This is a genomic window from Herbiconiux sp. (genome assembly GCF_004297105.1).
Classification (GTDB): Bacteria; Actinomycetota; Actinomycetes; order Actinomycetales; family Microbacteriaceae; genus Herbiconiux.
Genome location: NZ_SCVE01000020.1, coordinates 113,422 through 125,861 on the forward strand (window position 1 = coordinate 113,422; position 12,440 = coordinate 125,861).

General features: G+C 67.4%; 9 protein-coding genes. 2 read left to right on the forward strand and 7 right to left on the reverse strand.

The window, feature by feature from the left end:
- Positions 1 to 35 precede the first annotated feature (35 nt).
- Positions 36 to 2,105, reverse strand: coding sequence for an excinuclease ABC subunit UvrB (gene uvrB / locus EPO52_RS16650; RefSeq protein ID WP_290808826.1), 2,070 nt, complete (start codon positions 2,103 to 2,105; stop codon positions 36 to 38).
- A gap of 103 nt (positions 2,106 to 2,208) precedes the next feature.
- Here uvrB and EPO52_RS16655 point away from each other — a divergent pair, with 103 nt between their 5' ends.
- Together EPO52_RS16655 and EPO52_RS16660 are read left to right on the forward strand one after the other, a co-directional pair.
- Positions 2,209 to 3,234: a 6-phosphofructokinase gene (locus EPO52_RS16655; RefSeq protein WP_290808827.1), complete on the forward strand. Its 1,026-nt coding sequence runs from the start codon at positions 2,209 to 2,211 to the stop codon at positions 3,232 to 3,234.
- A gap of 106 nt (positions 3,235 to 3,340) precedes the next feature.
- Positions 3,341 to 4,786 (forward strand): YncE family protein, encoded by a 1,446-nt coding sequence (locus tag EPO52_RS16660; RefSeq protein WP_290808829.1) that lies wholly within the window; start codon positions 3,341 to 3,343, stop codon positions 4,784 to 4,786.
- Between the two features lie 184 nt (positions 4,787 to 4,970).
- Here EPO52_RS16660 and EPO52_RS16665 read toward each other — a convergent pair whose 3' ends face one another.
- The 6 genes from EPO52_RS16665 to EPO52_RS16690 all read right to left on the reverse strand — a co-directional run bounded on the left by EPO52_RS16665 (position 4,971) and on the right by EPO52_RS16690 (position 12,425).
- Positions 4,971 to 5,972 carry a biotin-dependent carboxyltransferase family protein gene (locus EPO52_RS16665; protein WP_290808831.1) on the reverse strand — a complete coding sequence of 334 codons (1,002 nt, stop codon included), beginning with the start codon at positions 5,970 to 5,972 and terminating at the stop codon, positions 4,971 to 4,973.
- Positions 5,962 to 6,642 carry an allophanate hydrolase subunit 1 gene (locus EPO52_RS16670; protein WP_290808833.1) on the reverse strand — a complete coding sequence of 227 codons (681 nt, stop codon included), beginning with the start codon at positions 6,640 to 6,642 and terminating at the stop codon, positions 5,962 to 5,964. Before EPO52_RS16670 ends, EPO52_RS16665 begins: the two co-directional genes overlap by 11 nt.
- Positions 6,643 to 6,748: 106 nt before the next feature.
- Complete coding sequence (locus EPO52_RS16675) at positions 6,749 to 7,513, reverse strand: 5-oxoprolinase subunit PxpA (RefSeq protein WP_290808835.1); 765 nt, start codon at positions 7,511 to 7,513, stop codon at positions 6,749 to 6,751.
- The gene (gene coaE, locus EPO52_RS16680) at positions 7,510 to 8,133 is read right to left on the reverse strand and encodes a dephospho-CoA kinase (protein WP_290808837.1); all 624 of its coding nucleotides are present in this window, start codon (positions 8,131 to 8,133) and stop codon (positions 7,510 to 7,512) included. The genes EPO52_RS16675 and coaE overlap by 4 nt, the downstream gene beginning before the upstream one ends.
- A gap of 122 nt (positions 8,134 to 8,255) precedes the next feature.
- Positions 8,256 to 9,707: a 30S ribosomal protein S1 gene (gene rpsA, locus EPO52_RS16685; protein ID WP_290808839.1), complete on the reverse strand. Its 1,452-nt coding sequence runs from the start codon at positions 9,705 to 9,707 to the stop codon at positions 8,256 to 8,258.
- A gap of 111 nt (positions 9,708 to 9,818) precedes the next feature.
- The gene (locus EPO52_RS16690) at positions 9,819 to 12,425 is read right to left on the reverse strand and encodes a LuxR C-terminal-related transcriptional regulator (protein WP_290808841.1); all 2,607 of its coding nucleotides are present in this window, start codon (positions 12,423 to 12,425) and stop codon (positions 9,819 to 9,821) included.
- Between the last annotated feature and the right edge of the window lie 15 nt (positions 12,426 to 12,440).

Sequence of the window (12,440 nt, forward strand, 5' to 3'; positions counted from 1 at the left end):
TCTGTCCTCAGTCCTCCTGCCCATCGGGCACCCCGTCAGGAGATGTGGCCTGCCTTCTCCATCTGGCGGAGTTCGCGCTTGAGTTCGGCGACCTCGTCGCGGAGGCGGCCTGCGAGCTCGAACTTGAGCTCGGCGGCGGCTTCGAGCATCTGGCCGTTGAGGTCGGCGATGATCGACTCGAGGTCGTTCGCGCCGGCCGCGGCGATGCCCTCGCGACGGAGGTTCGGCGTGGGGCTCTTCTTGCCTCGGCCCGAACGGTCGCGCAGCAGCTCTGCCGTGTCGGCACCCTCGCGGGCCAGGGCCTCGGTGATGTCGGCGATCTTCTTACGGAGGGGCTGCGGGTCGATGCCGTGCAGGGTGTTGTAGGCCACTTGCTTCTCACGGCGACGATCGGTCTCGTCGATCGCGAGACGCATCGAGTCGGTCATCTTGTCGGCGTAGAGGTGCACCTCGCCCGACACATTCCGTGCGGCACGGCCGATGGTCTGGATGAGCGACGTCGACGACCGGAGGAAGCCCTCCTTATCGGCATCCAGGATCGCCACCAACGACACCTCGGGCAGGTCGAGCCCCTCCCTCAAGAGGTTGATGCCCACCAACACGTCGTAGACGCCCATCCGCAACTCGGTGAGCAGTTCGACGCGCCGCAGGGTGTCGACGTCGGAGTGCAGGTAGCGCACCCGCACGCCCGCCTCGGTGAGGTAGTCGGTGAGTTCTTCGGCCATCTTCTTGGTGAGAGTGGTGACCAGCACGCGCTCGTCTCTCGCGGCACGGATGCGGATCTCTTCGAGCAGGTCGTCGATCTGACCCTTCGACGGCTTCACGATCAGCGTCGGGTCGATGAGGCCGGTGGGGCGGATGATCTGCTCCACCACACCATCGGCGATGCCCATCTCGTACTTGCCGGGCGTGGCCGACAGGTACACCGTCTGGCCCACCCGGTTCTTGAACTCGTTCCACTTCAGCGGACGGTTGTCGAGAGCGCTGGGCAGCCGGAAACCGTGGTCGACCAGGGTGCGCTTACGCGAGGAGTCGCCCTCGTACATCGCCCCGATCTGCGGCACGGTGACGTGCGACTCGTCGATGACCACCAGGAAGTCGTCGGGGAAGAAGTCGATGAGGCAGTGCGGCGCCTCGCCGGGCTGGCGGCCGTCGATGTGCCGGGAGTAGTTCTCGATGCCCGAGCAGAAGCCGATCTGCTGCATCATCTCGAGATCGAAGGTGGTGCGCATCCGGAGCCGCTGGGCTTCGAGCAGCTTGCCTTCGCGCTCCAGCACGGCGAGCCGGTCGTGCAACTCGGTCTGGATGGTCTCGATCGCCCGGTGCATCACGTTCGTGTCGGCCACGTAGTGCGAGCCCGGAAACACCGAGACCGCCTCCATCTTCTTCACGATGTCGCCGGTGAGCGGATGCAGCGCGTACAGACCCTCGATCTCATCGCCGAACATCTCGATGCGGATGGCCAACTCCTCATACATCGGGATGATCTCGATGGTGTCGCCGCGCACCCGGAAGTTGCCGCGCGAGAAGTCGACGTCGTTGCGCTGGTACTGCATCGAGACGAAGCGCCGGATGAGCCAGTCGCGGTCGACCTTGTCGCCGACCTGCAGCGCGATCATCGCGTTGAGATACTGCTCCGGTGCGCCCAAGCCGTAGATGCACGACACGGTCGACACGACGACGACGTCGCGCCGCGAGAGCAGCGAGTTCGTGGTGGAGTGCCGGAGGCGTTCGACCTCCTCGTTGATCGACGAGTCCTTCTCGATGAAGGTGTCGGTCTGCGGCACATAGGCCTCGGGCTGGTAGTAGTCGTAGTACGACACGAAGTACTCGACCGCGTTGTTGGGCATCAGCTCGCGGAACTCGTTCGCGAGCTGGGCGGCCAGCGTCTTGTTGTGCGCCAGCACGAGAGTGGGGCGCTGCACCTGCTCGATGAGCCACGCGGTGGTGGCCGACTTGCCCGTACCCGTTGCGCCGAGCAGCACGACATCCGTCTCACCCGCGTTGATACGCCCGGCCAGCTCGGCGATGGCCGCCGGCTGGTCGCCACTCGGCGTGTATTCACTGATGACCTCGAACGGGTGTACAGAGCGAGTGGGTTCCATGCGTTAAGTTTAGGGAGCACCACCGACACCAGCGTCGGTGCTCGCTCAGAGCGTGATGCCGAGCGGAGCAACCTCACCCACCACCACACGAGGTAGACATCAGATGCGTATTGGAATCCTCACGTCAGGCGGCGACTGCCCCGGTCTGAACGCGGTCATCCGCGGTGCCGTGCTGAAGGGCACCGAGATCAACGGCCAGGAGTTCGTCGGCTTCAAAGACGGCTGGCGCGGGGTCGTGAACGGCGACGTGCGACCGCTCGAGCGCAGCGACGTGCGCGGCATCGCCAAGCAGGGCGGCACCATCCTCGGCACCTCGCGCACCAACCCGTTCGAAGGCAATGGCGGGCCCGAGCGCATCCAGGAGATGCTCGACGCCAACGGCATCGACGCCATCATGGCGATCGGCGGCGAAGGCACCCTCGCCGCGGCGAAGCGGCTGACGGATGCGGGCCTCAAGATCGTGGGCGTTCCCAAGACCGTCGACAACGACCTCGACGCCACCGACTACACCTTCGGCTTCGACACCGCCGTGGAGATCGCCACCGAGGCCATGGATCGCCTGCGCACCACCGGCGACTCGCACAGCCGCTGCATGGTGGCCGAGGTCATGGGCCGGCATGTCGGCTGGATCGCGCTGCACTCCGGTATGGCCGCGGGCGCGCACGCCATCCTCATCCCGGAGCAGACCACGAGCCTCGAGCAGGTGGCCGCATGGGTCAGAAGCGCCGCCGACCGTGGTCGCGCCCCGCTCGTCGTGGTGGCGGAGGGCTTCAAACCCGACCACGCCGACGACGCCCACTCGGAGCGAGGCCTGGACGCCTTCGGCCGCCCGCGCCTGGGCGGCATCGGCGAGCGTCTCGCCCCCATGATCGAGGAGCTCACGGGCATCGAGACCCGCGCCACGACCCTCGGCCACATCCAGCGCGGTGGTGTTCCCACCGCCTTCGACCGGGTGCTGGCCACCCGGCTCGGCATGGCGGCCTCCGACATCGTGCAGGACGGCGCGTGGGGCCGCATGGTGGCGCTCCAGGGCACCGACATCATCACGGTGGCGTTCGAGGATGCGCTCGGCAAGCTCAAGACCGTTCCGCAGCACCGCTACGAGGAAGCGGCGATGCTCTTCGGCTGATGCGGAACTGAGATTTGCTCTGCATTGGGATTCCGACTAGCGTGACCTCATGAGCCTAAAGCGAGCAAACCTCATTCGCGCCCGAATCGTCGCTATCGGCTGTGCCGTGGCAGCCGTCACCGTGTCCACCTTCGGAGTATCGATAGCAGCCAGCGCGGCGTCTCCGGTGGCGGTCGGGGCGCGGCCGGTCACGCTCGATGTCGATGCGTCGAACCATCGCGTCTTCGTCGCGAACTCGCTGGCGACCACGGTTTCCTATTTCGATGCATCAGCCGTTTCGCCTACGGCCGCCACGATCGCCGTCGGCGCATCACCGAGCGCAGTGGCTGTGGACTCAGGACGTCATCTGGCCTTCGTCACCCTCCCTACGATGAACCAGGTCGCGGTGATCGATACCGCTGCGGCCATGCCGACGGTCCTCCGTACGATTCCGGTCGGGGCGAATCCGAATGGCATCGCTGTCGACCAGATATCCGGCAAGGTATTCGTTGCGAACTACGGCTCGTCCACGGTCTCTCGCTTCGTCGGCTTCGATCCCGCGACGGCTGTCGACAATTACGCGTCGGTCGGAGCCGGACCGGTCGGCATCGGCATCGACCGCGGAACTCAAACTGTCTTCGTCTCCAGCGCATCTGCGGGCACGATCTCTGTATTCAGCGGCACAGGCGCGACCACGGCGCCGACCGTTGCAACAATCACGGGCGTTGCGAATGCTGGTTCGATCGCCGTGCATTCCAACTCCCACCGGGTCTTCGTCACCGACAGCACGGACAACCTGCTCTACGCCTTCGATGGGCTGTCGTCCTCGCCGGCTGTGAGCACGATCACCGGGGTGCTCGCTCCGGCGGGCATAGCGGCGGATCCTGAATCAGGCGAGGTCTACGTGAGCGAGCTCAATTCGAATCGCGTGTCGCACTTCGACGGCACTCTTGCAGTGCCGGTCGTCACCACGTTCTCTGTTGGAGCCGGCCCTCGAGGGATCGCAGTGGATTCCGGTTCGGCGGCGCGCACCGTTCTCACCGCCAACTCGGCCGATGACACGGTGTCACGTGTCGATGGTGTCCCTCTGGTGCCCCCAATGATCACGTCGGGTATGCCGCCCGAGGCTACAATCGGTGTCCCTTACACATTCCAATTCACCGCCACTGGTCGACCGACTCCCGTGTTCGCGAGCAACTTGCCGCTCGGCGGTCAGTTCAACCTCAACGCAGACACCGGCCTGCTCACCGGGACGCCCACGACTGCCGGTGACATCGTCTTCTCTGTGTCGGCATTCAACGGCGCTCTACCTGCGGCGCAGAGCGACTACGTCCTCCATGTCAAGGAGGCTCCGACTCCCACTCCGACGCCCGCTCCCTCGACGATGGCAACGGCTGGCAGCGGGCACGGATCGGGAACCGGCGAACAGGGTTCCGTCGAAGCGGGCAACCGCCTTGCGAACACTGGGCAGGATGTATCGACCTCGGTCACCTTCGGTGGACTCGCCCTGGTCACGATGCTTCTGGGGCTTGCCTCCGTCATCTGGATCCGACAGAAGCACGCTCGCAACTGAGCCTCCCGGCCAGAGGCCCCCTGGTCGCAACGAACGCGCGACAACAGATGGCCAATTGGAGTCTCGGCGGCTGGGCTGAATAGTCGAACCTTGCTGCCCGGAGGCCGTCGCAAGCCGGGTGGCACAGAGCGAGGAGATCGACGCCGTATGAGGGGTCGGTCCCTCTCGCTCTGTGCGTTGGAGGTCAGCGTTGGTCCGTGAATCGCGCCGGGTCGCCGGGGCGGAGTTGGGATGCCGCGTCGATTGCGGTATCCGTCAGCACGGCGATCACCGGGTAGCCGCCCGTGACCGGGTGGTCGCGCAGAAAGATGACCGGGAGACCGCTCGGGGGGATCTGGATGGCGCCTGCCACCATTCCCTCGCTCGCCAGCTCGCGGTGCGCGAAGGGGGCAAGGCGGGCGACGCCATCCGGTGACTCCAGGCGTACGCCGACACGGTTCGAGTCGGCGCTGACGGTCCACGTCGTCTCGAGGAGAGCCGCCCAGCCCTGATCGCCGAACCAGTCGTCGCGCGGGCCGCGCCGGAGACGGAGCGGGAGAGGCGCGATCGGTGGGCGCACGAAGTCGGCCGCCGGCCACTCGCCCGCGTCATCCGCGAGCTGGAGGACATCGCCCGGTCGAAGTGCGGCTGGTCCCAGGCCGCTCAGGACATCGCTCGAGCGACTGCCGAGCACGCGTACGGCGTCGAAGCCGCCGCGCACGGCCACGTAGGTCCGGAGGCCCGCAGCGGGCTGCTCCACGGTGAGCACGTCGCCGGAGAACAGGGTGAGCGAGTGGCCGGGCGGATGATGGCGCTCGAGCAGCGCGTGCCCGCCCTCTTCGCCTGCAGGTGCTGCGTGTCGACCGCGGAGTGTGTCGTTGTCGACGAGTCGCCTTGCCGAGGCCGACGATGCGGTCCCGGTCGAGGTCGACGGTGCCGGCCCTGGTCGAACGGTCACGGATGCGCCCGCCCCCGCAGTCGCAACCAGCAGAGTGCGCCGCGCCCGAACCGTCAGCCCGCCGAGCACCGTCTCGATGCACGCGGCTCCCGGCCGATTGCCGACCAGCCTGTTGGCGGCGCGGTAGGCTCCGCGATCCGCGGCCCCGGATGCGGTGACGCCGAGGTGTGCCCATCCTGCGCGCCCGTCGTCCTCGAGCAGCGAGAGCGGTCCTGTCGCGAGGATGTCGAACGCCGGCTCATCCTGCACGGTGGAACCTCACGCGGCTGCCGGGTTCGAGGAGCGATGCAGGTTCGCGCGCGGCATCCCAGAGCGGTGCGGGGGTGGTGCCGATCACATGCCATCCGCCCGGCGACGGCCGAGGGTAGATGCCGCAGTAGCCGGCGGCGAGGGCGACCGCACCTGCCGGGACCGTGGTTCGCGGGGTCGCGCGGCGCGGGAGGTCGAGTCGGTCGTGTTCGCCGCGGAGGTAGGCGAAGCCCGGGGCGAAACCGAGGAAGGCGGCGGTCCAGAGCTGCTGGGTGTGCAGCTCGATGAGCTCATCGATGCCGGCCAGGCCGAGGGACCGGACGACATCCCCGACATCAGGGCCGTCGTAGCGAACAGCGATGTCGACGACAGCGTGCCGCCGGGTGCGGACGTCGACGACGATACCGTGCACGGTGGACGACTGGGCGGCGGCCGCCTCGACAGCCTCGATGATCCGTGCGCGCGTGGTCACGGCCGGGTCGAAGGCCACGAGCAGGGTCACTTCTGCCGGAACGAGGTCGACCACGCCCGGGACTGCCGCGTGCCGCATCCGTGTGTACAGCGGCAGGAAGCGGCCGGGCTCCGTGCACTCGGCCAGCACCGCCGACTCCCCCACCGCCAGGATGCGGAGACCCGGCGCCTCGGCCGGCAGCGCCTGCGCGGAGCTCATCGTCGGCCGCCGGGCAGCAGTGCTCCGACAAGGACGGGTGCCCCGCGAAGTACGGGTGCCCCTCGAAGGAAGGGTGCCCCGCGAAGCGGCGATACCCCGCGAAGCATCAGTGCTCCGAGAAGGAGGTGATCGTGAGTCCGGATGCGGCCAACGCCTCGCGCACGGCCCGCGCGATGCCGACGGCATCCGGGGTGTCGCCGTGCACGCAGATGGTCTCGGCGGAGAGCGCGATGTCGGTGCCGTCGATCGACGTGATCACACCCTCGGCGGCGAGGCGCAGCATCCGCTCGGCGATCTCGTCGCGGTCGTGCAGCACGGCGCCGGCCTCCGTGCGGGAGACCAGGGTGCCGTCGGCGCGATAGGCCCGGTCGGCGAAAGCCTCTGGCACGAAACGAAGGCCTTCGGCCTCGGCAAGGCGCCCCACCTCGGAGTCGGGCAGTCCGACCAGCGCCAGCGCCGGGTCCAGGGCGACGACCGCTTCGACCACGGCGGCCGCCTGTCGCTCGTCGTGCACGATTCGGTTGTAGAGGGCGCCGTGCGGCTTGACGTAGCGCACGCGGGTGCCGGCCACGGTGGCGAGAGCCTGCAGAGCGCCGATCTGGTAGATGATGTCGGCCGTGAGGTCGGCGGCGGGGAGATCGAGATCGCGACGGCCGAAACCACGCAGATCGGGGTAGGACACCTGGGCGCCCACGTCGACGCGATGGGCCGCGGCGAGGCGGAGGGTCTCGAGGAGGTGAGCGGGGTCACCGGCGTGGAAGCCGCAGGCGACGTTGGCGCTCGTGACGAGGCCGAGCATCGACCTGTCGTCGCCGAGCGTCCAGGTGCCGTACGACTCGCCGAGATCGGCGTTGAGGTCGACGGAGGTCACCGGATGCTCCCCGCCGCCCGCTCACGCAGCGCCGGCCAGAGCGCGTCGACCTGGGCGAGGGTCTCGTCGAGCGTGCCCCCGGTGTCGATCACCACATCGGCCAGCGCGCGCCGCTCCTCGTCGCTCGACTGCGAGTCGATGCGGCGCGCGGCCTCCTCGCGACTCATCCCCCGGATGTCGACCAGTCGCTCGAGCCGGGTCGCGGCCGGTGCGTCGGCCACGATCACATACTCGAACAGGCCGTTGCGCCGCCCGCCCGATTCGGCGAAGAGCGGCACGTCGTACACGAAGACACCCTGGGGATCCGCCGCGGCGGCCTCCCGGATGCGCTGGTTGGTGAGGTGGCCGACGGCCGGATGCGTGATTCCGTTCAGGTCGCTCAATGCGACCTTGTCGGCGAACACGATCGCACCGAGGGCCGGCCGATTCAGGGTGCCGTCGTCGGAGATGACGGACGCGCCGAAGCGGTTCCGGATGGCGGCCAGGGCGGGCGTGCCGGGTTCGACGGCCTCACGCGCCAGCTGGTCCGCGTCGACCACGGTTGCTCCGTGCTCGCGGAGTCGGGCGGCGACGGTGGACTTTCCGGCGCCGATGCCGCCGGTGAGCGCGATGACGAACACCTGCCCATGCTATCGGCAGCCCGCATCCGCTTTCCTCGGCCCACGTCGGACGGAGCGGCGAAACGACGGATGGCCGCCCCCGAAGGGACGGCCATCCGTGTGACGCGGTGTGCGCGAAGTGATCAGCTGTTGGAGCTGAGCTTCTCGCGCAGGGCGGCGAGGGTCTCGTCGTCGGCGAGGGTGCCGGCGCCGGCCGACTCGCTCGAGAACGAGTTGGAGCCCGACGGGATGTCGCTGTTGAGCGCCTCGGCGGCCGACGTGGCGACCTGCTTCTTGTGCGCCTCCCAGCGAGCCTGGGCCTCAGCGTACTGCTGCTCCCATGCCTCGCGCTGGGTGTCGAAGCCCTCTTTCCACTCGTTGGTCTCCGGGTCGAAGCCCTCGGGGTACTTGTAGTTGCCCTGGTCGTCGTACTCGGTGAGCATGCCGTAGAGAGCCGGGTCGAACTCGGTGCCCTCGGGGTCGACACCCTCGTTGGCCTGCTTGAGGCTCAGCGAGATGCGGCGACGCTCGAGGTCGATGTCGATGACCTTGACGAACACCTCGTCGCCGACCGACACGACCTGCTCGGCGAGCTCGACGTGCTTGCCGGAGAGCTCGGAGATGTGCACCAGACCCTCGATGCCCTCGGCGACGCGGACGAACGCACCGAACGGCACCAGCTTGGTGACCTTTCCGGGCGCGACCTGGCCGATGGCGTGGGTACGGGCGAACACCTGCCACGGGTCTTCCTGGGTGGCCTTGAGCGAGAGCGACACGCGCTCGCGGTCGAGGTCGACCTCGAGGATCTCGACGGTGACTTCCTGGCCCACCTCGACGACCTCGGAGGCGTGCTCGATGTGCTTCCAGGAGAGCTCGGAGACGTGCACGAGGCCGTCGACGCCGCCCAGGTCGACGAACGCACCGAAGTTGACGATCGACGAGACGACGCCCTTGCGGACCTGCCCCTTCTGGAGGTTGTTGAGGAAGGTGGTGCGGCTCTCGGACTGCGTCTGCTCGAGCAGGGCGCGGCGCGACAGAACGACGTTGTTGCGGTTCTTGTCGAGCTCGAGGATCTTCGCCTCGATCTCCTGGCCCAGGTACGGGGTCAGGTCGCGCACGCGGCGGAGCTCGATGAGCGAAGCCGGGAGGAAGCCGCGGAGTCCGATGTCGACGATGAGGCCACCCTTGACGACCTCGATGACCGAACCGGTCACCACGCCGTCGGCGTCCTTGATCTTCTCGACGTCGCCCCAGGCACGCTCGTACTGAGCACGCTTCTTGGAGAGGATGAGGCGGCCTTCTTTGTCTTCCTTCTGGAGGACGAGGGCCTCGACCAAGTCACCGACCTGAACGACCTCGGTCGGGTCGACATCGTGCTTGATGGAGAGTTCACGCGAAGGGATGACGCCCTCCGTCTTGTAACCGACGTCGAGGAGGACCTCGTCGCGGTCGATCTTCACGACGGTGCCTTCGATGAGGTCTCCGTCGTTGAAGAATTTCAGAGTCTTTTCGACCGCGGCGAGGAAGTCTTCAGCAGATCCGATGTCATTGATGGCGACCTGCTTGGTTGCCTTTTCGGTCGTTGCGATTGTCATGTAGTAGTTGCTCCGTTATGGACATAGTTCGGGCCGGTTGCGGGTGATGCATGTTGTGGTTTCCGCGACCGGCGGGCGGATGGAAGTCACAAGAGTGACGCTCTAGTCTAGCTATCTGGGAACCGCGGCGGCAAGCCTGGTTTCCAGCACTCCTCGAGACAACGCCGAAGTGCCGTTCAGCATTCCTGCGCCGGAGAGCGCCGCGCCGAGTTCTGAGCGACGGCGCACCCCGAGCTTGCGGAACACCCGGAGGAGATGGGTCTCGACCGTGCGCACGGACAGCACCAGCCTTTCGGCGATCTCACGATTGGAGAGGCCGTCGAGTGCGAGGGCTGCGATCTCCCTCTCGCGTTCGGACAGGTCTGGGCCGGCGACCTGTTCCCACCGGCCGAATATCGTGGTGCCGCAGATCTCCCGCTGGGCCACCCCGCGTCTCGACGAGGAGGCGGCCGCTCGAGCATCGGATCCGATCGCCAGGTGGAGTCGTGCTGCGATCGAGTAGCACTCCGCGGCGACCCCGTGCATGTCGAGTGCAACCGAATCGTTCCCGATCTCGTCGAACTCGGCGGCGAGCTCGACCTCCCGCGTGCCAGGAGGAGCAGATGACGTCGCATCCCGCTCTCCGGTCAGCATCTCGTAGCGCGCCAGAGCACCCGCCTGTCTCACCAGCACCGAGACGCAGCAGCCGTCGACGAGCGGAGCGAGCGCGTCGATGGCGCCGATCACACGGGCCGCGCCTCCGGAACGCGCTGCACCGCTGAGCGCGATCATCCGGGAGAGGGAGAACCCCATCGAGTGCTGAATCGCTGCCGCCGTCTCGAATGCCTCGATCGCCTCCTCGGATCGATTCCTGCCGAGCAGCACCCACCCATGGCTCTCGTGAGCCCAGGCTCCGATCATCGGGTTGTCGGGCGCTGCCTCGAGAGCGGGAGCGAGCATCGCCAGAGCTGCGTCATCGTCTCCGGTGCCCACCTGGGCCTTCGCGAGCGCGATCCGGGCGAGCTGCGCCGTCTCCGACAGCGCGAGGCGGTTCAACTCGGTCACGGCGCTGCCGAACTCCTCGATGGCCTCGCGTGCCCTTCCGGCATAACCGAGGGCACACGCCGCCGACCATCGAGACAGCACCTCCTGTTCGGGCTGCCCGAGCACGGCCGCCTCGTCGGCGAGGAGCATCAACTGGTCGTAGGTGGTGCCGAACGGCTGGTCCCACATGCGCGAATACGCCAGGCCCCATCGGATCCGGAAGGTGTCCGCTCCTGCCTCTCGGAGCAGGGACTCAGCGCCGTGCAGCATCTCCAGGGCGTGGGTCGACTCACCCTTCATCACGGCCAGGGAGGCCTCGAACGCGATCCGTTCACCTTCGAGGACGATCGACTGGTCCGCACGGGCGCGCCCCTGGTCGGACTCGTTGTTCGTGCCGCTCCGATCGGCCTCGATCAACGCCGCCAGATCGATCGGACCACCGACCTCCAGGTCGGTGGTCTGCTCCAGTGGACGGTCGGGCAGGCTCCATCTCGTCTTGGCGTCGCTCACCCTGTCCGAGATGAGTCGGATCAGTTCCCGGTGCGTGCGCCGCCGGTGCGGATCCGAATCCAGATCCGCCTCGATGCCGCTCAGCCGGGCCAGTGCCTCCCGGGACCGCCCGGATTGAGACTCCGCAGCAGCCAGTACGAAAGAGGCCTCCACGGGAGCGTCGTCGCGCGCGAGCGCCGCCGTCGCCAGTCGGCCCGCCAGATCGATTCGCGACGATCGCAGCGCGGCCCCGGCGGCACGGGTGAGAGCCTCACCCGTGACCGGCCACCCCAAGGGAAGGGTGAGCCGCGCCAACGCGAGCAGATCGCGATCATCGGATTCGCCCACCGCCTTCTCGGACAACACCTCGACGACCGAATTCGAAAGACGACGACGTCTCAAGCGGCCCATCGTATGAGGGAGGATGATCTCCACGACAGGGTCGCGGAGATGGATCCCCCTCCCACCGGCGTGGTGCTCGACGTCTATCACGCCGTGATCTTTCAGCCGTTCGAGAATCGACTGGGCGTCGTCGACGTCGAGACTGCCGAGGAGACGTCCGGTACGCGCGCTTCCGAGTTCGGGGGCCAGTGCGATCACATCCAGGACCGTCTCGACCTCAGGGGTCACCGGAGTGCCGAGTCGTGAGTGGAGAAGAGAACGCACGCTGTCCAGAGGGGGCAGAGGGCCGGACAGCGCCCAGACGCCCCGGGCTTCGAGGAGAGCGCCCTTGGCCCGGGCCTCGTCGAGTGCCTCACGAAGGACGACCAGATCACCACCATCTCGTCGAGGCACGAAGACCGGAACGGTTCGGGGGTCGAGCGGACCGTTCAGAAACTGTCGGCAGAGAGCCAGAACTGCTGTTCGTGTGAACGGGCGCATCGCGATCGAGACGAGTTCAGGCGTGACACGGGCGGGTTCCTGCACGGCGTCGAAGGGGTGCGATGCCGAGACGATCACCGGCAACGCGTCGGCCACCGAGACTGCTTCGGCCACGCGTCTGCGGGTGTCTTCACCGAAAGGTCGATCACTGTCGAGAATCCAGAGTCGACGGCGGAGGTCATCGTCGAGCCCGGTGACGAGCGTTCGCAGGAAAAACGACTTCCCCGAACCAGGAGCGCCCGTGATGAGAACGCCCTTGTTCGAGTGCAGAGCTCCTCGTGCCTGTCGAAGAGCGTCTTCGCGTTCGACCTCCGGTGCGCTCACGATTCGCCCCCTACC